This window comes from Streptomyces sp. NBC_00554 (assembly GCF_041431135.1).
Lineage (GTDB): Bacteria > Actinomycetota > Actinomycetes > Streptomycetales > Streptomycetaceae > Streptomyces.
On sequence record NZ_CP107799.1, the window covers coordinates 96,866 to 118,721 of the forward strand.

At 69.5% G+C, this 21,856-nt stretch carries 20 protein-coding genes; 6 read left to right on the plus strand and 14 right to left on the minus strand.

Going from position 1 to position 21,856, the window contains the following annotated elements:
- Positions 1-58: 58 nt before the first annotated feature.
- The 14 genes from OG266_RS00460 to OG266_RS00525 form a co-directional block, all read right to left on the minus strand.
- A complete protein-coding gene (locus OG266_RS00460; RefSeq protein WP_371541303.1) occupies positions 59-1,279 on the minus strand; it encodes an amidohydrolase family protein in 1,221 nt (406 codons plus the stop codon).
- Positions 1,276-3,831 (minus strand): glycoside hydrolase family 78 protein, encoded by a 2,556-nt coding sequence (locus tag OG266_RS00465; RefSeq protein WP_371541305.1) that lies wholly within the window; start codon positions 3,829-3,831, stop codon positions 1,276-1,278. The genes OG266_RS00460 and OG266_RS00465 overlap by 4 nt, the downstream gene beginning before the upstream one ends.
- Positions 3,824-5,269, minus strand: a complete 1,446-nt coding sequence (locus OG266_RS00470; RefSeq protein WP_371541308.1) for a PAS domain-containing sensor histidine kinase — start codon at positions 5,267-5,269, stop codon at positions 3,824-3,826. Before OG266_RS00470 ends, OG266_RS00465 begins: the two co-directional genes overlap by 8 nt.
- A 17-nt stretch (positions 5,270-5,286) precedes the next feature.
- Positions 5,287-5,904 carry a response regulator gene (locus OG266_RS00475; RefSeq protein WP_332880792.1) on the minus strand — a complete coding sequence of 206 codons (618 nt, stop codon included), beginning with the start codon at positions 5,902-5,904 and terminating at the stop codon, positions 5,287-5,289.
- A 1-nt stretch (position 5,905) separates the two neighbouring features.
- The gene (locus OG266_RS00480; protein ID WP_371541311.1) at positions 5,906-6,178 is read right to left on the minus strand and encodes a hypothetical protein; all 273 of its coding nucleotides are present in this window, start codon (positions 6,176-6,178) and stop codon (positions 5,906-5,908) included.
- The gene (locus OG266_RS00485) at positions 6,178-6,621 is read right to left on the minus strand and encodes a nuclear transport factor 2 family protein (RefSeq protein WP_371541314.1); all 444 of its coding nucleotides are present in this window, start codon (positions 6,619-6,621) and stop codon (positions 6,178-6,180) included. Before OG266_RS00485 ends, OG266_RS00480 begins: the two co-directional genes overlap by 1 nt.
- Entirely contained in the window at positions 6,618-7,475 is an 858-nt protein-coding gene (locus OG266_RS00490) for an ATP-binding cassette domain-containing protein (RefSeq protein WP_371541317.1), read from the minus strand. Before OG266_RS00490 ends, OG266_RS00485 begins: the two co-directional genes overlap by 4 nt.
- Positions 7,472-9,247 carry an ATP-binding cassette domain-containing protein gene (locus OG266_RS00495; RefSeq protein ID WP_371541320.1) on the minus strand — a complete coding sequence of 592 codons (1,776 nt, stop codon included), beginning with the start codon at positions 9,245-9,247 and terminating at the stop codon, positions 7,472-7,474. The genes OG266_RS00490 and OG266_RS00495 overlap by 4 nt, the downstream gene beginning before the upstream one ends.
- Positions 9,244-10,185 (minus strand): ABC transporter permease, encoded by a 942-nt coding sequence (locus OG266_RS00500; RefSeq protein WP_332880787.1) that lies wholly within the window; start codon positions 10,183-10,185, stop codon positions 9,244-9,246. The genes OG266_RS00495 and OG266_RS00500 overlap by 4 nt, the downstream gene beginning before the upstream one ends.
- A gap of 70 nt (positions 10,186-10,255) precedes the next feature.
- Positions 10,256-11,764, minus strand: coding sequence for an ABC transporter substrate-binding protein (locus OG266_RS00505; protein WP_371541324.1), 1,509 nt, complete (start codon positions 11,762-11,764; stop codon positions 10,256-10,258).
- 102 nt (positions 11,765-11,866) lie between these two features.
- Complete coding sequence (locus tag OG266_RS00510) at positions 11,867-12,757, minus strand: sugar phosphate isomerase/epimerase family protein (protein ID WP_371541326.1); 891 nt, start codon at positions 12,755-12,757, stop codon at positions 11,867-11,869.
- 39 nt (positions 12,758-12,796) lie between these two features.
- Positions 12,797-13,906, minus strand: coding sequence for a Gfo/Idh/MocA family protein (locus tag OG266_RS00515; protein ID WP_371541329.1), 1,110 nt, complete (start codon positions 13,904-13,906; stop codon positions 12,797-12,799).
- A 62-nt stretch (positions 13,907-13,968) separates the two neighbouring features.
- Positions 13,969-14,889: a sugar phosphate isomerase/epimerase family protein gene (locus OG266_RS00520; RefSeq protein ID WP_371541332.1), complete on the minus strand. Its 921-nt coding sequence runs from the start codon at positions 14,887-14,889 to the stop codon at positions 13,969-13,971.
- Positions 14,886-15,995 carry a Gfo/Idh/MocA family protein gene (locus OG266_RS00525; protein ID WP_371541334.1) on the minus strand — a complete coding sequence of 370 codons (1,110 nt, stop codon included), beginning with the start codon at positions 15,993-15,995 and terminating at the stop codon, positions 14,886-14,888. The genes OG266_RS00520 and OG266_RS00525 overlap by 4 nt, the downstream gene beginning before the upstream one ends.
- Positions 15,996-16,221: 226 nt before the next feature.
- Between OG266_RS00525 and OG266_RS00530 the strand changes: the two genes are divergently transcribed.
- The 6 genes from OG266_RS00530 (at position 16,222) to OG266_RS00555 (ending at position 21,836) form a co-directional block, all read left to right on the plus strand.
- On the plus strand, positions 16,222-17,460 hold the full coding sequence (locus tag OG266_RS00530) for an ROK family transcriptional regulator (protein WP_332880781.1): 1,239 nt from the start codon (positions 16,222-16,224) through the stop codon (positions 17,458-17,460).
- A 167-nt stretch (positions 17,461-17,627) separates the two neighbouring features.
- Positions 17,628-18,800, plus strand: coding sequence for an acyl-CoA dehydrogenase family protein (locus OG266_RS00535; protein ID WP_371541337.1), 1,173 nt, complete (start codon positions 17,628-17,630; stop codon positions 18,798-18,800).
- Between the two features lie 88 nt (positions 18,801-18,888).
- Positions 18,889-19,257, plus strand: a complete 369-nt coding sequence (locus OG266_RS00540; protein ID WP_332880779.1) for a hypothetical protein — start codon at positions 18,889-18,891, stop codon at positions 19,255-19,257.
- The gene (locus tag OG266_RS00545) at positions 19,254-20,528 is read left to right on the plus strand and encodes a Rieske 2Fe-2S domain-containing protein (RefSeq protein WP_371541340.1); all 1,275 of its coding nucleotides are present in this window, start codon (positions 19,254-19,256) and stop codon (positions 20,526-20,528) included. Before OG266_RS00540 ends, OG266_RS00545 begins: the two co-directional genes overlap by 4 nt.
- The gene (locus tag OG266_RS00550; RefSeq protein ID WP_371541343.1) at positions 20,518-21,072 is read left to right on the plus strand and encodes an aromatic-ring-hydroxylating dioxygenase subunit beta; all 555 of its coding nucleotides are present in this window, start codon (positions 20,518-20,520) and stop codon (positions 21,070-21,072) included. Before OG266_RS00545 ends, OG266_RS00550 begins: the two co-directional genes overlap by 11 nt.
- The gene (locus OG266_RS00555; protein ID WP_371541346.1) at positions 21,069-21,836 is read left to right on the plus strand and encodes an SDR family NAD(P)-dependent oxidoreductase; all 768 of its coding nucleotides are present in this window, start codon (positions 21,069-21,071) and stop codon (positions 21,834-21,836) included. The genes OG266_RS00550 and OG266_RS00555 overlap by 4 nt, the downstream gene beginning before the upstream one ends.
- The last annotated feature ends 20 nt before the right edge of the window (positions 21,837-21,856 follow it).

Genomic DNA, 21,856 nt, shown 5'->3' on the forward strand with positions numbered 1-21,856 from the left:
GTGTGTGGGACCAGAGTTGCCACTGTGCAGCGCCGTATGAAGGCGTTCGGACACCGCGTCAGACTCTCGTAAGGTCCTTGCGCAGCTCTCCCCCCTGGGCGACCAGCACGACATTCTCCGGCCGGCCAAGGCTGCCGATGTCGCGCAAGGGGTCTTGGTCGACCGCCACGAAGTCCGCAGTCTTCCCCGCCTCCAGGGAGCCGAGTCGGTCGTCGACCCCGAGGAGTCGAGCCGCGGTGAGCGTGCCTGAGGTGATCGCGGCGAGTGGGTCCATGCCGAGTTCCATCAGGTGCGACAACTCGCTCAGGTTTCGGCCGTGTTCGACGACACCGGCGTCCGTGCCGAGGACGATCGGGACGCCGCGGGCGATGGCGTGCGCGATGTTCTCCTTGGTGATGCCGGACCAGCGGCTCTTCTTGCGGAAGTGGTAGTCGGGCATGGCCGCCTGGTCGAGTGGGGCGAAGACCGTGGCGAGGGTGGGGACGAGGAAGGCTCCCCGCTCCAGGGCCAAGTCGCATAGCTCGTCGGTCATGCCGTAGCCGTGCTCGATGCTGGTGACACCGGCTTGGAGGGCGTTGCGGATGCCCGCGGTGCCCTGGGCGTGGGCGGCGACCGTCTTGCCGCGATGTCGTCGGGCCTCGTCGACAACTGCCTTCAACTCGTCGAGGGTCAGCCCCTCGTCGTCGGGGTCGTCGTGCGGGCTGCCCATGCCGCCGGTGGCGCAGACCTTGATGAGGTCCGCGCCGTCGCGCAGCATGCGCCTGGCCGCGATCCGTACCTCGTCGGGGGTGTCGGCGAGCTCGGTCAGATGGGGAGCGGCGTTCACCCCGCTGGGCAGCGAGCAGTCGGCGTGGCCGCCGGTGTGGCCTATGACCTTGACGGCGGTCTGGAGCCGGGGGCCTTCGACGAGGCCACGTTCGACGGCGGTGCGATAGCCCGCGGGCAGACCGCCGAGGTCGCGCAGGGCCGTCACACCCGCGTCGAGGGTCGTGCGAAGTCGCCGCGCGATCTCGAAGGTCTCCACCGTCGGGTCGGTGGTCAGGCCTGCGGTGAGCCCGCGTCCCGGGGTCATGCACAGGTGCGTGTGACAGTCGAAGAAGCCGGGGAGCAGGGTGCGACCGCGCAGGTCCACTGTCACCGCCGTCGGTGTCGGGGGCGCCGTGGCCGCCGGTCCCACATAGGCGATGAGACCGGCGTCGTCCACGACGAGGACCGCGTCCGGTACGGGCGCGGCTCCGGTTCCGTCGATCAGAGTCGCGTGCTGGTAGCGGGTGTTCATGGCATCTCCGTGAGGAAGCGGTGTTCGCCGGAGCCGACTTCGGGGCGCTCCGCCATGCCCGGCAGGTCGATCAGTGCGGTGCTGCCGGGCGGGACCGTGACCGTCACACGCAGCACTCCGTCGGTGCGGGTCCAGGACACGGCGGCGCGGCCGTACGGCGTTTCGTGTGTGGCGGAGGCGTGGGTGAGTCCGCCGCCGGGGCGGGGTCGGACCAGCAGGCGGCGGTAGCCGGGGGCCGCGGGAGCGAGCCCGGCGACAGTGCGGTGCAGCCAGTCGGCGACGGCGCCGAGGGCGTAGTGGTTGAAGGAGGTCATCTCGCCGGGGTTGACCGTGCCGTCCGGCAGCATGCTGTCCCAGCGTTCCCAGACGGTGGTCGCGCCCATGGTGACCGGGTAGAGCCACGACGGGCACGTCTTCGTCAGCAGCAGTCGGTACGCCGTGTCGTACTCCCCCGCGTCGCACAGCGCGTCGCAGATCAGCGGCGTGCCGACGAAGCCGGTGCCGATATGGAAGCCGCCCTCGCTGACGAGTTCGGCGAGGCGGCGTCCCGCTGGTGCCCGTTGGTCGTCGGCGAGCAGGTCGAAGCGCAGGGCGAGGGCGTACGCGGTCTGGGCGTCGTTCGTCAGGAGGCCGCCCGGGGCGACGTACTCGTCGCGGAAGGCGGCCCGTACCGTCTCGGCCAGCTTCGTGTAGTGCGCGAAGTCGTCCTCCCTGCCCAGGAGTTGGGCGGTGCGGCCGAGCAGGGAGGCCGAGTGGGCGTAGTAGGCGGTGGCGACCAGTTGTCCGTCGGTGCGGGCGTCGCCGGGGTGGTCCGGCGGGGCGGTGGGGTCGAGCCAGTCGCCGAGCTGACGGTCGGTGTTCCACAGGTGCCGGTCACCGGCCACGGCGGTGATGCCCTCGACCCAGGCCTCCATGCTGTCGTACTGAGCGGCGAGGATGCCGAGGTCGCCGTAGCGCTCGTACATCACCCAGGGCACGATGACCGCCGCGTCGCCCCAGGCGGCGGCGCGCAGTTCGGGGAAGCGGTCGGGGAAGAAGGGCACGTACATCGGTACCCGGCCGTCCGGGTACTGCTGGGCGGCGAGGTCGGTCAGCCAGGAGCGCAGGAGGCCGGAGCAGTCGTAGAGGAAGGTCGCGGTGGGGGCGAAGATCTGTACGTCGCCGGTCCAGCCGAGGCGTTCGTCGCGCTGCGGGCAGTCGGTGGGGATGTCGACGAAGTTGCCGCGCATGCCCCACACCACGTTCTCGTGCAGGCGGTTGAGCAGCGGATCGGAGCAGGTGAACCAGCCGGTGCGGCGCATGTCGGTGTGCAGGACGACGGCCTGGATGTCGCCTTCGCCCATCTCCCCCGGCCAGCCGGTGACTTCGGCATAGCGGAAGCCGTGGAAGGTGAAGCGTGGCTCCCACTCCTCGCCGCCCGCCTCGCCCCGCAGGGTGTACGTGTCCGTGGCGCGGGCCTCGCGCAGCGGGCGCACGGCGAGTTCGCCGTCCTCCAGCACTTCGGCGTGGCGCAGGGTGACGGTGTGTCCGGCCTCGCCGGTGACCCGGATGTGGAGGCGGCCGACGAGGTTCTGGCCGAAGTCGAGGATCGTACGGCCGGACGGTGAGGTGAGGACGGTGACGGGAGCCAGTGTTTCGGTACGGCGTACGGGCGGGCCGTCCGGGGCGACGAGCGGTGCCAGGTCGTAGGGCAGGACCTCGACCGGGCTCCACTCGGTGGGTACGCGGCGTGCGTCGTACTCCTCGCCCTCGTAGATCCCGGAGCTGAGGATCGGGCCGTGTGCGGCCTGCCATCCCGCGTCGCTGCCGAAGGTCTCGGTGGTGCCGTCGGTGTAGCGGACCTCGATCTGGACGAGGGCGGCCAGCCGGTCTCCGTAGATGTTGCGGCGTCCGCCGCCGAAGCCGATCCGGCCGCGGAACCAGCCGTCGGCCAGCAGCACGCCGACCGTGTTGGTCCCCGTGTGCAGCGCCTCGGTGATGTCGTACGTCTGGTGGCGCAGCCGCTCGGTGTAGTGGGTCCAGCCGGGGGCCAGGACGTGGTCGCCGACGCGTACGCCGTTGATCTCGGCCTCGTACAGGCCGTGGCTCGTGGCGTAGAGGCGGGCGGAGGCCACGGGCGCGCGCAGCCGGAAGGTGCCGCGCAGTACGGGGGGCGAGACCTGCCGGTCGGTGGCCTCGGGCCAAGCCGGGGACACCAAGTGGGCCTGCCAGTCGGCCGGTTCGAGCAGCCCGGCCTCGACCGTCAGCGGAGCGGACCATGGGCTCGCGCTCGCGCCGTCCGACCCCCATACCCGTACGGACACGTCGACTTGCTGCCGCGAGCACAGGGGGTCGCCGGGCCAGAGCACCAGGACCGAGTCCGCGGACAGGCGACGGGCGGTGTACAACTCCCGCTCGCCGTCCGTGAGTCGGATCTCGTACGCCGACTGGGTCCAACCCGGACGGGTGGTGACGGTCTGCCAGGTCAGCCGGGGGCGGGGCTCGCCGATCCCGAGCGGCTCTCTGTGGTGCTCGGCCCTTAGTCCAGTCACGTGGATGTCCTGGTCAGGCATGATCCTCCTCTGGGACGAGAGGGAGAGCGAAGTGGAAGACCGCTCCCTGCGGCTGGTTGCCGGCCGCGTGGATACGGCCGCCGTGGCGGGTGATGATGCGGTGACTCAGGGCCAGGCCGATGCCGCTGCCGTTCTCCTTCGCGGTGAAGACGCCGTCGAAGATCCGGTCGCCGGGGAGGTCGGCCGGCAGGCCCCGGCCGTGGTCACGGACGGCGAGTTCGGCGTTTCCGTCCGCCGTCCGCCGCGTGGTGAGTTCGACCTTGCGCTCCCCCGCTGGCCAACTCGCCATCTCCTCAATGGCGTTGAAGGCGAGGTTCATGACGACCTGCCCGATGAGGACGTTCTCGCAGCGCACCGGGAGGGGCGCGTCGGTCAGGCCGAACTCGACGTCCACGGCGTGCTGTTGGGCTCTCAGGTCGATGAAGTAGGCGCAGTCCTCGACGATCGTGTTGAGGTCGGTCAGCTGCTCGGACTGTTCCAGGCGGCCCACGTACTGCCGCAGGCTGCCCAGGATCCGCCGGGCCCGCTCGATCTGCCGTACGGCGTTGTCCAGCCCCCAGGCGACGGACTCGTCGCCGACGGCGAGCCGACCGCGGGCTCCCTCCACGAAGTTGTACGCGGCGGCGAGCGGCTGACTCACCTCGTGCGCGATCGCCATCGCCATGTCGCCCATGGCGTTGTAGCGGGCGAGGTGGTTCATGTGCTGGGTGTCCCGGCGGTGTTCCTCTTCGGCGCGCACCCGGTCGGTGATGTCGTAGAAGAGCAGGAGCCGGCCGCGCAGATCGCTCTCGATGTCGATGTGCTGGCAGGTGACCGCGTACCAGCGCGGTTCGCCGCCGGGTGCGGCGAGACGGTAGCGGCCCTCACGCTCGGGGACGGTGCCGTCGCGGCAGTAGTCCGCGAAGTCGGTACCGTGCAGGGCCGGTACGTCGACGCCGAGCAGCTTGGCGGCGGACTCACTCGCGAAGACCACACCGCCGTCGTCGTCGAGGACGACGATGCCCTCGGCCAGATTGCCGAGGAAGGTGCGCAGTCGTCCCTCGGTGCGGAACAGATCGTGGCGGACGGCCTTCTCCTCGGCGATGTCGCGGAACTGGACCATCACGACGGGGCGCAACGGCAGGTCAACGCGGATCGCGATGGCCTCGGTCAGGATCTCCTCGCCGCTCTTGGAGCGGTAGCACCACTCGGTGGCGCTGACGCCGTCCTCGACCGCCTGCCCGAGCCAGCGGTGACCCAACTCCCGGCTGTACTGGCGGGCGTTCTTGCTCATGTCGGGGGCCTTGAGCGGCTTCAGTTCGGCGACGGTCCACTCCAGCAGGTCGCAGGCCGCCTGGTTCGCCCAGAGGATGTCGTACGTCCTCGCGTCGTGGAGCAGCACGCAGTACTTCAACGCCTGGGTCAGGGCCCGGAAGTCGGCCGGTTCGAGATCGTTCATGCGGCCTGCCCTCGCTCTCATCGGGCGGCCGGGAGCCGCAGTCCCAGCCGGAGTACGTCGCGGACCAGCGTCGCGATGCTCTCCGCGCCGGTCTTCTCCCGGACACGGGTGCGGTGTACGTCGACGGTCTTCGTGCTGATGCCGAGCCGCCCGGCGATCTGTTTGCTGGGCACGCCGTCCACCACCAGGTGCAGCACCTCCCGTTCACGGGAGGTCAGGCTGTCCAACCGCCGCAGCAGCTCGCGCCGTTGGGCCAGTTCCTCGAAGCGCTCCCGTGCCGTCCGCTGCGCCGCCTGCACGACGTCGAGCATGTGCTGGGGGTCGTACGGCTTCTCCAGGAAGTCGACGGCCCCGTTCTGGAGGGCCCGTACCGACATTCGGATGTCTCCGTGGGCCGAGACGAAGACGACGGGCAGCGCCGCGCCCGCCTCGTTCAGCATCTCCTGCACGCCGAACCCGCTGATCTCCGGCATCCGCACGTCGAGGACCAGGCAGGCGGGCCGGTCCCGGTCGTAGGACCGCAGGAAGGTCCGGGCGTCGGAGAAGCACTGGGAACGGATGCCCACCGATTCCAGGAGCCAGGCCAGCGAGGTGCACAAATCCTCGTCGTCGTCCAGGATGTAGACGAGGCACATCTCAATCGCCCCAGGCAGCCTGGGCGATCCAGTACTCGCTGCCGTCGGCGCTGACGCCGCGCTTCCACTCGCTGGTGCGTCGCAGGGCGGGTTCGACCCGCGTGGTCGCCGCATCGGCGCCGTCGGGGCCGTCCTGATCGACCTGCCAGTGGACCCAGTTGACCTCTCGGCCCGCGCTGTCGTGCACGAACAGGTCGACGTGGTGCCAGCCGTACTGGTGGGTGTCGGCGTAGCAGGTCAGGAACATCGTCCGGTCGTCGGTGTCCGCGCTCATCACTCTCCCGTCAACGGTGCGCTGAAAAGCCGTTCCGTACGGAAGGCCGAGATACGGGGATGATCCGGGCCGATCCGGAAGGTCACGTCGAGCTTTGCGACCAGGACCTCGGTGGCGCCCGACTCGTAGCGCGAGAGCTGCTGCATCGGCCAACTCCCCTGGGCGGTAACTCCCTTGACGTCGACCGTGCCAGGGAAGAGCAAGTGCACGTTCGTACGGAAGTGAGGGGTGGGCGGCAGATAGGCCGACAGCATCCCGACGATCGCCTCGCGACCCTCGGTGCGGCCGAACTTCTCGGCGTACTCGCTGCCGCCGCCCTCCCAGACCGCGTCCTCGGTGAAAAGGTCCCCCAACTCGCCTTCCGTACGCACCGGAACGTCACAGAGGGCGAGATAGCGGGCCAGAGTGTCCACGACCAACCTCTCGCTCGATTCCTCGCTCATGACGCGTCCCTTTCCTGCGCCAACCTCAGCCGCTCCGCGCGGCGTTGCGCCTGCCGCTGGGGATCGGGCACGGGCGCGGCGAGCAACAGCCGTTTCGTATAGGCGTGTTCGGGGTGCTCGGTGACCTGGGCGGCGTCGCCCGTCTCCACGATGTCGCCGCGGTACAGCACGGCCACCCGGTGGCTGATGTGCCGTACGACGGAGAGGTCGTGCGTGACGAACAGATACGCCACCCCCGTGGCCTCCTGGATCTCGATGAACAGGTCGAGCACCCGCGCCTGCGTGGACAGGTCCAGGGCGCTGACCGGCTCGTCGCACACGATCAGCTTGGGATCCCGGCACAGGGCGCGTGCGATGGCGATGCGCTGCCGCTGGCCGCCGGAGAACTCGCGCGGCAGCCGCTGCGCCGCGTCGTGCGGGAGATACACCTGGTCGAGCAGGGTCTGGACGCGGCGTTCCGCGTCGGCGCGCGAGACGCCGGTCACGAGCATCGGTTCGGTGAGGATGTCCATGACCGTCATGGCCGGGTTCAGTGAGGTGAACGGGTCCTGGAAGACGACCTGGATGTCCTTGCTCAGCGCCCGCCGCTCCCGTTTACCGAGCCCCGAGACCGGCTTTCCGCCGTAGCGGATCGCACCGCTGGCGACGGGTGCGAGGCCGAGGACCGCGCGGCCCAGGGTCGTCTTGCCGGAGCCGGACTCGCCGACCAGGCCAAGTGTCTCGCCGGGTGCGATCGACAGGGACACTCCGTGCAGGACGCGGAAGGGCTTCGCGCGGCGGCCCTTGCCCGGGTACTCCACGACGACGTCTTCGAGTTCGAGCAGCGGGGTCGGGGCCGCGGGGAGAGCGGTCATGACGTCACCTCCTTCAAGGGGGCGTCCAGGGCGGCGCGCGCCGGGCCGCCTTCGAGCGTGGAATCGAGGAGCATCCGCGTGTACGCGTGCTCGGGCGACGCGAAGATCTTCTCGATGGGTGCCGTCTCGACGATGCGTCCGCTCTGCATGACGGCGACCCGGTCACAGATGTCGGCAACGACGCCGAAGTCGTGGGTCACGAGGATCATGCCCATCTCGCGTTCCTGTTGGAGGGAGCGCATGAGGTCGAGCACCTCGGCCTGGACGGTGACGTCGAGTGCGGTGGTCGGCTCGTCGGCGATCAGCAGTTGCGGATCGCACGACACTGCGCCCGCGATCAGTACGCGCTGGGCCATGCCGCCCGAGACCTGGTGCGGGTACGACTTGAACACCCGCTCCGGATCCGGGATACCGACGCGCGCCAGGAGCTCCAGCGCCTTGGTGCGTGCTTCACCCCTGGAGATCCCCAGGTGCTTGCGCATGGGTTCGACGAGCTGGGAGCCGATGCGGAAGCAGGGGTCGAGGTTGGACATGGGCTCCTGCGGTACGTATCCGATCCCACGGCCGCGCAGGGCGTTCAGCGCGGCTTGGCTCACACCGAGCAACTCCTTGCCCGCGAAGGCCATCTGATCCGCCGTCACCTCGGCCTCGCTCGGCAGCAGTCCGAGGACGGCGAACGCCGTCTGGCTCTTGCCGGAGCCGGACTCCCCCACCAGACCCAGGACTTCACCGCGCTCGACGGTGAGGCTGACTCCGTCAACGACGGTCTTGTCACCGCCGGAACCTCCGGAGCCACCGGAAGCGCCGGGCCCCGGGTAGCTGATGCGGAGTCCCTCCACGGTGAGCAGGCGATCGGACGGCGACGGCACCCCGCCAGCGGTCTTCCTCGGCGCCGGTCGACGCCGGCGGACCACCCGGGTCTCGGTCGTCCCCAGTGCGTCGCGCACCGCGTTGCCGAGCAGGCTGGCCGCCAGGATCGTCACGCCCATCGCGAGGCCGGGCCACATCAGCAGCGTCGGTGTGGTGTAGACGTTGGTGAAGCCGTCGTTGAGCATCGCGCCCCAGCTGGCCTGGGACGACTTTCCCAGACCGAGGAAGGACAGACCGGCCTGGATGCCGATCGCCACCGCGAACAGCTGCGTCGCCTGGATGACCGAGGGCGCGATGACCACCGGCAGGATGTGCCGCCGCATGATGCGGGGGTCGCCGAGGCCGGAGACCCGCGCGGCGTCGACGTACAGCTCCTCGCGCACCGAGACCACCGAGGCGCGGATCAGCCGGAAGACCATCGGCGCCATGATGACGCCCAGGACGACCATCGCGACGTTGAGATCCTGAGAGACGGCCGCCATCACCACCAGCATCACGATGATGGCGGGCACGGCCATGATCACATTGATGATCCAGCCGGCCACCGCGTCGAACCAGCCCCGGTAGAAGCCGCTGACCAGGCCGAGCGGTCCGCCTACCAGGAAGGCGACCAGGGCGGCGAGCGTGCCGCCGAGCAGGCTGGTCCGGCCGCCGTACAGCAGCCGTGACAGCACGTCCCGGCCGACGCCGTCGCCGCCGAGCGGGTGGGCGCCCGACATCGGTGCGAGGGTGTCCGCCAGGACACTGTGATCCGGTGCCTGGTCGGTGAGCAGCGGGGCGGCCAGGCTCGCGAGGATCACCAGCGCCAGGATCACGAGGCAGCCGACGGCGAGCGGGTCGCGCAGGGTCCGGCGCAGGAGGCGGTCCCGTTTCGGGATCGCGGCGGTCTCCGGGACGGTCATGAGACACGCACCTTCGGGTTGAGCCAGCCGTACGCGATGTCCAGCAGCAGGTTGACGGCGACGACGACGGCCACGGTCACCACGACCGTGCCGAGCAGGACGGGCGCGTCTCCTCGGACGGCCGCCGAGTTGGCGAGCGTGCCGATGCCCGGCAACCCGAACACCTTCTCCACGACGACCGCGCCGCCGATCAGGCCGATGAACTGGAGGGCGAGCACAGTCAGCGCGGGTGGGGCGGCGTTCCGCAGCGCGTGCTTGTACACGACGCTGCGTGTGCTGAGCCCCCGGCTGCGCAGCGTGCGGACGAAGTCGGCCCGCAGGACGTCGATCAGTGCCCCGCGCACCTGCATCGCCGTGGCCGCCGTGGCCGCGACCGCCAGTGCCACGGCCGGCAGGATGACCGATTGGAGCCATCCCGTGGCGGATGTGCCGAGGGCGACATATCCGGTGGCCGGCAGCAGTCCGAGCTGGACCGCCAGGACGACCGCGAGGACCAAGGCGATCAGGAAGCTGGGGATGGCGGTGCCGAGCACCGCGGCGAACTGCACGACGCGGTCCACCCAGCCGCCGCGCAGTGCGGCCAGGGTCCCCAGCGCGATGCTGAGGACCAGGGCGATCAGCATGCCGACGAGGACGATGGAGAGGGTGACCGGAAGGGTGTTCGCCAGGGACTGGTTCACCGAGTCGCCGGTGAACCAGGACTGGCCCAGATCGCCGTGCACGGCCCGGTCGATCCAGTGTCCGTACCTGACCACCAGGGGTTCGTCGAGGCCGAGTTCACGGGCCTTGGCGGACACCTGGGACGGCGAGGCGGTCTCGCCGAGGATGTTGCGGGCCACGTCGGTGCCGGTCAGGCTGAGCAGCAGGAACGTCGCGGTGGCCACGACGACCACCAGGACGACGCCGGCGGCGATGCGCCGGAACAAGAAGACAAGCACGGTCAGTTCCTCCTTCCGCGGGTCGTAGCGGCCTCGCCGCTAGCGTCCGCCTGTCGCAGCGGCCTTGCCGCTAGCTCGTGGCCGGCGCGAAGTTGTAGATCGGCGGGAAATTGATACCGGGCTGCGGAGTCACCTTCACATCCTTGGCGGTCGCGTAGGCGTTCACGGTGGGGGTCCAAGGGGCGTCCCACGCCTGGTCCACCACATAGGTGTTGAGCTCCTTGAACAGCGTGGTGCGCTCGGCTCCGGTCGCCTTCGAGATCTGGGAGATCAAGTCGTCGGCCTTGGGGTCGTCGTACTTGAAGGGGTTCCAGGTCGAGTTCTTGGTCAGCTCCAGCTGGACCTTGTCCCACGGATTCGGGGCGCCCAGCTTGAAGTAGGACAGGGCATACTTGCCGGCCAGCATGCTGCTGAAGATCTGGTCGCTCGGCAGGTTGTCCAGCTTCACCTTGATGCCGATGTCCTTGAGGGACTGGGTGAGGGCCGCCTGCTCCTGCGGGAAGAGGGCGGACAGGTCCGGCAGGGTGACCGCGAAGCCGTTCGGGTAACCGGCTTCGGCAAGGAGCTTCTTGGCCTTCGCCGGATCGTAGGAGTACTTGGTGTCCAGCGAGGCGTCATAGCCCTCCTCCCCAGGGGCGAAGAGCTGCGTGGTGGGCTCCCCGAGTCCGGTCTTGGCCGTCTTGATGATGGCCTGCTTGTCGAAGGCGTAGTTGAGCGCCTGCCGGACTTTCAGCTTGCCGAGCGCGGGGACGATCTTGCCGGCCCGGTCCCAGATGAACAGGCCCTCGATGTCGCCGGGTTGATAGGTGACGACGTTCAGGCCACGGTCCTTGACGGTCTTGACGCGGCTGAGGCTGAGCGAGGCGCCGTCGAGCTGGCCCGAGAGCAGGGCGTTGGTACGTGCCGTCGGGTCGGCCAGATACTTGATGACGATCTTGTCGTACGGGAAGGCCTTCGCGTTCCAGTAGCCCGAAGTGCGCGTGTAGGTGTACGTCTGCCCGGCCGTGGTCGCCGAGGTGTCCAGCTGGTACGGGCCGGACCCGACGGGAGCCTTCGGGTTCTCCAGTGACTTGGGGCTGGCGATCATGCCGGAGACCTGGCCCAGGGCGGGAAGGAGTGCGGCGGTGGGGTGGCTCAGCTTGATGACGACGGTCTGGGCATCCGTGGCGTCCACGCTCGCGATGTCCTGGATCTCGCCGGCGGCCGTGCCCGTACCGCTCTTGGTGTGCAGGAGGTTCTGCTTGACGGCCTGCGCGTCGAGCGCCGTGCCGTCGGTGAACTTCACACCGCTGCGCAGCTTCAGCGTCAGGGTGGTCTCGGCCTTGTCGTACGACCACGAGGTGGCCAGGTTCGGGGTGGGCTCGTTCTTCGAGTTCAGCCGGACCAGCGTGTCGTAGACCGGCTGGTAGTACTGGGCCTCGGGGCCCATGCTGGCCTTCGCGAGGTCCCACGGCGTGGCCGTGACCGACTCGGAGATGGTCAGTGTCTTGTCGGCGGCACCGGTCGAGGCGGTGCCGCCACAGGCGGCGGTCGTGATGGTCAGGAATCCGGCGCCGATGAACGCCGCTGTCTTGCGCATGATCTCTCCATCTGTTCCATTACCACTGTCTCCTCGGCTCCCCGTGGTCGTCCCGCTCCCCGGGTGTGAACAACCAGTCATTCGACGTTCCGAGCCTGTGGATCACTGCACGTACTTGGCGGCCCACTCCCCGCACTTACGGACGCTCTCCTCCGGCGTCGGCTGGGCCCCGCGGTCCACCTCGATGATCAGCCAGCCGTCGAAGCCGTCCGGGAGCGCGTCGACGAAGCCTTCGATGTCGGCGTTTCCGTGGCCGGGTTCCGACCACAGGCCCGCCTTCACCGTCCTGCGGTAGTCCCAGCCCGCCTCCCTCGCCTGTGCGGCAAGGTCGAGGTCGAGGTCCTTGATGTGGACGCTCGCCACGCGGTCGGCGTAGTCGCGGACGAGCTGCGCGGCGTCGGCACCCGCCCAGGCCAGGTGGCCCATGTCGGGACCGAACCCGAGGACCGAGGCGTCGACGGTGTCGAGGACGAAGCGGGTCTCCTCCTCGGTCTCGGCCCAGGTGCCCACGTGCGGGTGGAAGGCGGGGGTGATCCCCTGGGCGCGGATGATGCCGGCCGTCTCCGCCAGCAGGTCCCGTACGCGTTCCAGCCTGCCCTGGTCGGCGTCCTGGCCGACCGCCGGGCGGGCCACGCGCTCCGCGTCCTTGGCCATCCCCATGGCGAGGAACAACGTGGGCACGCCGAGTTCCGCGTGCTCTTCGGCGATCCGCGCGGCGGTGTCCCGGTACTTCTGCCGCTCGCCCTCGTCGTCGGTGAGCCGTACGGGAACGTAACCGGGCGCTGCGCTGAGTCCGTGGTCGGCCAGCAGCGCGGCGTACGCGGCGGCCGTCATGTCGCCGGGGACGTCGCTGTGCACGGCGGTGATGCCGGCGTCACGGATGACTTCGAGCCGGTCCTCCAGCGACGGCGCGAGGGTGGGGTCGATCCAGCCGTCGGGGCTCGCGACCCACTGCAGGGGGTTGATGGCGAGACGGTCCTGCCTGATCTTCATGTTCTCGGGTCCTTTCAGCGTGCGGTGCGTGGCTCGGGATCAGTGGGCGTAGCGGGGCTCGGGGCGCTCGCAGCTGCTTTCCAGCGCGACGACCCGCTTCTCCTGCTGCGAGATCTCGAAGCTCGCGAGGACTTCCAGGGTGTGGAAGGCGAAGTCGGCGTTCGCGCGGTGCGGCTCGCCGGCGAGTGCGCCGGCGAGGTCCCGTACTCCCAGGCCCCGGCGGTGCTGCTCGGGTGTGCCCACGGCGCCGAACAGTTCGGTCACCGGGGTGAGCACCTCCCAGTCGGTGTCCTGGTGGCGCTTGATCCGTACGTCGCCGTCGAAGAAGTTGGGGTTCGGCAGGGAGAGGGTGCCCTCGGTGCCGTAGATCTCGATCCGGGGCAGTTCGGTGTCCCAGACGTCGAAGCTCATGAGGACGGTGCCGATGGCTCCGGAGGTGAAGGTCAGCACCGCGGACGCGTGGGTGGGCACCTCGACGGTGATCTCGTCGACCACGCGGTCGGGACTGGTGACCTTCCGGGTCTTCGCGCCGATGCGGGTGGCCGCCGAAAGCGAGCTCACCGGGCCGAGGCAGTTGATCAGGGCTGCCAGGTAGTAGGGGCCCATGTCGAACACGGGGCCGGCGCCCGGCTGGAAGAAGGAGCGGGGGTCGGGGTGCCAGGTCTCGGCGCGGCTGGAGCGTACGAAGGCGGTGGTGCCGACGACCTCGCCGATCAGTCCGGCGTCGATGGCGTGCCGTGCGGTCTGCACGGCGCTGCCCAGGAAAGTGTCGGGAGCCGAGCCCAGCAGGCATCCGCTGCGCGCCGCGGCTTCGAGGATGCTCCTGCCCTCCTCGATGGTGACGGCGAGCGGCTTCTCCGCGTAGACGTGCTTTCCGGCCTCCAGCGCGGCGATGGTGGTCTGCGCGTGGAACTGCGGCGGCGTGATGTTGATGATGATCTCGACGCTGTCGTCGGCGAGAAGTTCGGTGTCGTCCCCCCATTCCGGGATGCCGAATTCGGCGGCGGCCTGCTTGGCGCGGGCCGGGTCGATGTCGGCGACGCGGACCACTTCCAGCTCCGGGAAATTACGCAGGCCTTCGACGTAACGGCCGAATATGTTGCCCGCGCCCAGAATCCCGATGCGGTGCCGCGTGTTCTCCTGAGCCATGAATCTCCTGCGCTTTCTTGTCAGTTGGGGGGTGTGTCGGTCGAGTGGCGGGGCACCGCCCGTCAGGCCGCGATCAGTGGGCGCAGCGTGCGGTGGGCGATCTCAAGACCCGTCTTGACCTTCTCCTCGGTGCCACTCCACACGGGGTCCTCGTGCTCGACCGAGAGCGTCCCGGTGAAGCCGTTCGCGTACAGGGCGTCCACGACGGCGTTCCAGTCGACCTGGCCGCGGCCCGGGACGCGGTAACGCCACCAGCCGTTGTCCCAAGGGTCGTTACGCCCGACCGCCTTGCCGAAGACGCCGTAGCGGTCGATCGCGCCGGGCAGGATCTCGGCGTCCTTGGCCTGGGCGTGGACGATCCGGTCGGCGTACGGCGCGATGGTCTTCACCGGGTCGACACCGATCCAAGTGAGGTGCGACGGATCCCAGTTGAGGTAGAGACCGAGAGAGAACATCCACTCCCACAGCTCCGGCGAGTAGGCGAGGTTGCCCGGGTAGCCGTCCGGGTGCCAGCCCTCCATCACACAGTTCTCGATGATGAGGCGTACGCCGCGTTCGCCCGCGTACTCGACGAGTTCGGGGAAGATCTTCTCGGCCTCGCGGAGGCTGTGCGCCACGGGCTGGGTCCAGTCCCTGCCGACGAAGGTGCCGACGTACGGAACGTCGAGGCAGGCCGCGGCGTCGATGACCTTCTTGAGGTGGGCGTGGATCTGTTCCCGGCGCCCGGCGTCGGGGTGGAGGTTGTTCTCGTAGTACGCGAGCGCCGAGAGCTGGAGCCGGTGGCGCTCGAACAACCCCCTTGTCTCGTCCGCCTGTTGGGTGCCGAAGTCGGCCACCGGCAGGTGTGCGGCTTCGAAGTCGCGGCCGCCTGTGACGGGCCAGGCGGCGACCTCAAGCGCCTCGTATCCCGCCTCGCTCGCCCAGGCGGCGATGCGCGCCAGGGAGAGCTGCGGCAGACAGGCGGTGAGCATTCCGAGTTTCATGTGAGGGTCTCCTGGCTGATGAGGGTCTCCTGGTCACGCGGGCCGGACACGCCGGTCCATGCGAAGGAGTCGGCCGACCGCAGCACGGCCTCGACGAGCCGCGCCGAACGCAGCCCGTCCGCGCCGGTGGGCAGCCCTTCGGGCGCACCGCCCTCGATCGCCGTATAGGCGTCGGTGACAAAGGAGTTGAAGCAGTCGGCGTAGCCCTGGGCATGTCCGGCGGGCAGCCGGGAGAGCCGCCGCTGCTCGGAGGAGCCGTGCTGCGGATCGCGTACGAGAATTCGTGCGCCGTCCTGGGCGCCCAGCCAGGCGGTTTCGGGGTTCTCCTGGTCGAAGACCGCACTGCCGTCGGCACCGTCGAGCTCGAACCACAGCCGGTTCTTGCGGCCCGCCGAGACCTGAGAGACCGTCAGCGTGCCGAGGACACCGTCTTCGGTGCGCAGCAGCACGGCGGCCACGTCCTCGGTCGGCCGGTTCGCGAACGTGGTACCGATGCGAGCCGTCAGCTCGGTGAAGCGGACTCCGGCGACCCACTCCACCAGATCGCACCAGTGGGATCCGATGTCGGCGAAGGCTCGCGAGGGCCCGCCCTCGGCCGGGTCCACCCGCCAGGACGTCGCGTCCTCGGCCAGCAGCCAGTCCTGCAGATAGCTGCCGTGGATGAGTTGCCACGCCCCGAACTCACCACGCAGGCGGCGGTCGCGGATCTCCCGGACGAGGGGGTGATAGCGGTAGACGAAGGGAACGGCCAGCAACAGCCCGGCGCGTTCGGCGAGTTGGGTCAGCCGCTCGGCATCGGCGGCGGACGTGGCCAGTGGCTTCTCGCAGATCACGTGCTTGCCGGCGCGCAGGGCCGCCTCGGCCTGCGGGACGTGCAGGGCATTGGGTGTGCAGAGGTGCACCACCGTGACGCTCTCGTCGGCGAGGACCGCGTCGAAGTCCGGATACCGGGCGGGTACGTCCCACTCCTTGGCGACCTGTGCGCTGCGCTCGGGTGTCGATGCCACCGCTCCGGCGAGGATTCCGCCGGCCGAGCGGATCGCCGCGGCGTGTACCGCGCCGATCATTCCGGTCCCGATCACAACCGCTCGCAGGGAACCACTCACCGGTGCACCTCCGCCGTCTTCCGACCGACCGCGGCCTGAACGCCGCGTTGCGCATCACCATCGTTTAGTTCGCCGAAGGAGCACAAGAGGCCCCATTTAATTTTCTACAAGGCCTAAAATCGGCCAAACTCCGGGCCCACAGCGAAACGATCTCGACATGATCCCGACATCCCTGGCTTGAAGACCCCGTTGACGAGCGGAAGGTGACCTTATTAAGGTCACTGGAATGCATAAAGGCGACGGATATAGCGATGGGCACACCGCCGGGACGGCCCCGTCCTCCCCGGTGCCGGTCGCCCTGCGCAGGGTGCTGGGTCTCGTGGTCTCAGGTGAGGCGACCAGCCGCGCGGAGATCTCCCGGCGCAGCGGCCTCGCCCGCTCGACCGTGGGTCAACAGGTCGACCACCTCGTCGCGCGCGGCATACTCCAGGAGCTCGAGAGCAGGGAGTCGGTCCGGGGACGCCCGCCGCGGGTCCTGACGATCAGCCCGCAGGCCGGGACCATCGCCGTCGCGGACATCGACACCTTGTCGAGCCAGGTCGCCATCGCCGACCTCACCCGGCGGGTGATCGCGCACGAGACCGTGGACATCCGGATCGACGCCGGCCCCCGGGCGGTGCTGGACGCGGTGACGGAGCGACTGTCGAGCCTGCTGGCGAAGCACGACCGCGCCCCGGACCGGGTTCGCGAGACGGTGGTCGGCCTGCCCGGTCCCGTCGACTTCCAGCACGGCTGCGCGGTACGTCCGACCGGAATGCCCGGATGGGACGGCTACCCCGTCGCCGAGCACCTGCGCACCGCCTTCCGCTGCCCGGTCGTGGTGGACAACGACGTCAACCTCATGGCACTCGGCGAGGCCGGCCAGGCCGCGGCGGACACTCCGCTGCTCTGCATCAAGATCGCCAGCGGTATCGGTGCCGGGATCGTCACCGCGAACGGTGACGTGTACCGCGGAGCCGACGGGGCCGCCGGCGACATCGGCCACATCCGGGCGGTCGGCGGCGGCGACGTGCTGTGCGCCTGCGGCAACATCGGCTGCGTGGGAGCGCTCGCCTCCCACCGGGCGATCCTGCGCAGCCTCGGCATCCCCGAGACGACCGGCGAGGACCCGCTCCACGGCGCCCACGAACTGGCGCAAAGGGTGGCCAACAGCGATCCGCCCGCCCTGCACGCGCTGCGCCAGGCCGCCACCGAGATCGGCGAGGTGGTGGCGATGCTGGTGCACATGTTCAACCCCCGCACCCTGGTGCTCGGCGGCCCACTGAGCGAACTCCGCGACGATCTGCTCTCCGGAGTCCGCGCGGTCGTCTACCAGCGCGCCCTGCCCCTGGCCACCCGCAAACTCACCATCACCACCACCCAGCTCGGCGCCGCAGCCGGGATCCACGGAGGGATCGCGCTCGCCACCCAGGACATCTTCAGCCCGCCGGGCATCGCACGACTCCTGGCGAACGAACCCACGTAACTGCTCCGGGCGCGCCGGACCCACATAAGGCTCCTAACGCGCCGGACCGTGTAAAGGAATCCCCTACACACTCCAGCCAACTCCCAATTGTCGGCCCGTTCCCGCCGCGCCTAGCGTGAAGACACGGCGGGATCGAGAACCGCCCGGCAACGCGAGGAGTTCGTCCCATGACGCAGTCGCTGGAATCCCCGGCACCGGTCGATTCCGACGCCCGAGCGGCCGCCTTCGACCGCGTGCTGTCCCAAGTGGCCGAGCGCCGCGCAGAGTTCGAGGAGAAGCGGCACGTTCCGCGGGACATGGTCGCGGAGTTCAAGCGAGCCGGTCTCTACCGGGCGGGTGCACCGAAGCGCTTCGGCGGCGACGCACTGCCGCCGGCCGAGTTCCTGCGGCTCATCGAGCGGATATCGCAGGTCGACGGATCGGCCGGCTGGGTGGCCAGCTTCGGCTCGTCCCTCGTCTACCTGGCCGCACTGCCCCTTCAGACCCAGGCCGAGTTGTACGCCGACGGACCCGATGTGGCCTTCGCCGGGGGCCTGTTCCCCGTACAACCGGCCGAACTCGTCGACGGCACGTACAGGGTCTCGGGCCGGTGGAAGTTCGCCAGCGGCTGCAAGGGCGCGGACGTCCTCGGTGTCGGCATCAAGGCGAGCGGCGACACGGCGGGGCAGCAGAACGCCGGTCGTCCGCTGACCGCCGTGATGCGTCCCGAGCAGCTGGAGATCGTCGAGAACTGGGACGTCATCGGCCTCCGCGGCACCGGAAGCCACGACCTGGTGGCCGACGGAGCGCTCGTCCCCGAGGAGTGGACGTTCGTACGCGGCGGCGAACCCACCGTCGACGAACCGCTGTACCGCTACCCGACCGTCCCCTATGCCGCCCAGGTCCTTGCCGTGGTCGGTCTCGGAGTCGCCCGCGCCGCACTCGACCAGGCGATCGCCAGCGGTGGACGCGCCGGATTCACCGGCGCCCCGAAGCCCGCCGAACGCGCCACCTACCGCATCGCGGTGGGCCAGGCGGAGGCCCAACTCCGGTCCGCGCGCGCCTTCTTCTACGAGACCACCGGCGAGGTGTGGGCGACAGTGGAGGCGGGAGATCCCGCGACCTCCGAGCAGGCCAGTCTGCTGCGGCTCGCCTCAGCCCATCTCGCGAAGACCTCGTTCGAGGTCGTACGCGCCGCTTACCAGCTCAGTGGCATCCCAGCCATCGCCGACGGCCACCCGATGCAGCGCTTCCTGCGCGACGCGTCCGTCGTCCCGCAGCACGCCTTCCTCCAGGAGGGCATGTACGACGGCGCCGGCGCGGTCCTCATGGGCGTCCAGCCCTTCCCCGGCTACCTCTAGCCCTTCCCGGCCCCCTCCGAGCAGCCCCTGTCCGGCCACCTCCGAGCAGCCCTTGTCCGGCCCACCCCTGAAAGGCGGGAACTCCACCATGCCCCAGTCCGGCGACAAACCCCTGCGCGTGCTCTTCTGCATCGGCGTCAACCAGAACTTCTTCGATCTGCCCACCGGTCAGGGCAAGGCGGTCTGGGACGGCTTCACGACCATGCTCTCCCAGCTCTGGGAGCTGCCCGGTGTGAGCGTCCTCGGCACCATGGACGACGACCAGCACATGGTCGGCCCCTCCGACTCCTGGCCCTGGACGTCGTACGTCCTCGCCGACGTGGCCGACCAGCCGACGGTGGCCGCGGCCTGCAACCTCTTCCGCACCGTCCAGGTCGGCGAGCACGGGCTGTGGCGCTACATGAAGATCGAGGCGCGCGTCGGCCGTCCGCTGCCGGAGCCGGAGGCCACCCGATGACCGTGTCCCCGGAGGTTCCCGACATCGCCGCGCTCGTCGAGGACGACCGCGTCGCCGGCACCCTCTACACCGGCCCGGAGCTGTTCGAGCTGGAGATGGACCGGATCTTCCACCGCACCTGGGTGTGGGTGGCCCACGAGAGCGAGATCGCCAAGGCGGGCGACTTCAAGACGGCCTGGGTCGGCCGCCGTCCCGTCATCGTCAGCCGCGACCGCCGCGGCGGCATCAACGTCCTCCTCAACCGCTGCCGCCATCGCGGTGCCAGCGTCTGCGACGTCCCCAAGGGCAACGGCAACGGCTTCACCTGTCCGTACCACGCGTGGTCGTACGCCCTGGACGGCACGCTGCGCGGCATCCCCTATCCCGAGGGCTACGAAAACGTCACGGAGAAGAAGGACCTGCCGCTGCAACGCCTCAAGGTCGGGACGTACGCGGGCATGATCTTCGCGAGCTTCAACGACGAGATCGAACCGCTGGAGGACTTCCTCGGCGGGGCCCGGCTGTGGATCGACCGCTTCATGAAGCAGGGCGCCGGCTTCCCGATCAAGGTGCAGGGCGAGCACAAGTTCCGTTTCCAGGGCAACTGGAAGATCCAGTTGGAGAACACGACCGACTGGTACCACTTCCCGATCGTGCACCGCTCCTGGATGTCGTCCGTGGACGCCGAGACCGCGAGCATGCTGTCGATCATGACCGATGAGAGCGCGGTCACCCACGCCCTCGGCAACGGCCACAGCGTGTCCGTCTCCGTAGCCGAGCACGTCGACCTGGACGTGGACGACGGCAGCGAAAAGCTCCAGGACCGCTTCAGCCATGTCATCGAGGAGTTGTCGAAGGACCTGCCTCCGGAGCGCGTACGGCGGATCGTGCGCTCGCTGCACGGCGCGGGCTTCAACCTCAACCTGTTCCCGAACGTGGCCATGTCGATGTCCTTCTTCCGGGTTTTGCGGCCCATCTCGGTCGCGGAGACGGAGATCCGGCACGTGGCCCTCGGCCTGGACGGCGGCCCCGAGATCGTCAACCGCGAACGGCTGCGCATCCACGAGCACTTCCAGGGCCCCTTCGGCTTCGGCAGCCCCGACGACGCCGAAGCCTGGAACCGCGTCCAGCGCGGCGTGACCGGCGGCGCCGACATGCCGATCCTCGTCAACCGGGGCCTCGGCCGGGAGAAGCCCAACGACCTGGGCCAGCCGACCTCCCACGCGACGGACGAGACCGGCATGCGCGAGGCCTACGCGATGTGGAAGAGGATGATGACCGATGTCAAGTGACGTTCTCAGCACGACAGTTGGTGGCGTTCTCAGTACGGCAGTTGTGGATGCCGAACTGCCGCTCGACGATCCGCGCGCCCTCGCCGCGCTCTCCCTGATCTGGCGCGAGGCCCGCCTCCTGGACGCCAAGCGGTACGAGGAGTGGGACACGCTGTGGGCCGAGGGCGGCGAGTACGTCGTCCCCATCGACCCGGAGACGACGGACTTCGCCGGCTCGCTGAACCTGATGTACGACAACGACCGGATGCGCCGGATGCGCATCGAGCGGCTGACCGGTGGTCTCTCCATCTCGGCGACGGCCGCGGCCCGTACGGTCCGTTCCGTCTCCCGCTTCACGGTCGCCGCACGTGACGAGTCCGAGGACTCCATCGAGATCTGTTCGGCGCAGGTGGTCGTCGGCTACAAGCGCGGCGAAACCTTCGTCCTGGCGGCCGATCTCACGCACCGCATCGCCTTCGCCGGCGACGGTCCCCGCATCGTGCGCAAGATCGTCCGTCTGATCAACTCCGAGGACGCCGTGACGGCGTCGGGGTTCCTCCTGTGAGCCCGGCAGGGTGGGAGGACGACCAGCCGCGCGTCGTGCTGGTCACCGGAGCGGCCCGTGGCCTGGGCGCCTGTATCGCCTCCCGGTTCTACGACCGCGGCTACCGCGTCGCCGTCACCGACCTGGACGGGGAAGCCGCGGTGAAGGCCGCCGCCACCCTGGATCCGACCGGGAGTTCCGCGGTCGGGCTCGGCCTGGACGCCCGCGACAAGGCCGCGTTCGTACGGGTACTGGACGACCTGGTGGCACGTTGGGGCGCCGTTCACGTCCTGGTGAACAACGCGGGCCTCTCCAAGGTCGAGGCGCTGATGGACATCACCCCCGAGAGCTTCGGCTCGGTCGTCTCGGCCAACCTCGACGGCACGTTCCTCGGCTGCCAGGTGCTCGGCGCGTACTTCGCCGACCGCGGTTACGGACGCATCGTCAACATCGCCTCGCTCGCCGGGCAGAACGGCGGCACGGCGACCGGCGCGCACTATGCCTCGGCCAAGGGCGGCGTCATCACGCTGACCAAGGTGTTCGCCCGCGAACTCGGGCCGCAGGGCGTGACGGTCAACGCCATCTCCCCCGGCCCGCAGGAACTGCCGTCCGTCCGCGAGAGCGTCGACCCGGACAGGCTCGCGCAGATCGAGGCCTCGATTCCGGTACGCCGCCTCGGGCGCCCCGAGTTCATCGCCGACATGGCCGTGCTGCTGGCGGCGGACAACGCGGACTCGGTGACCGGGGCGTGCTGGGACGCCAACGGCGGCCTCTACATGCGCTGAAGCCCCTCGCCCTTCTGGAT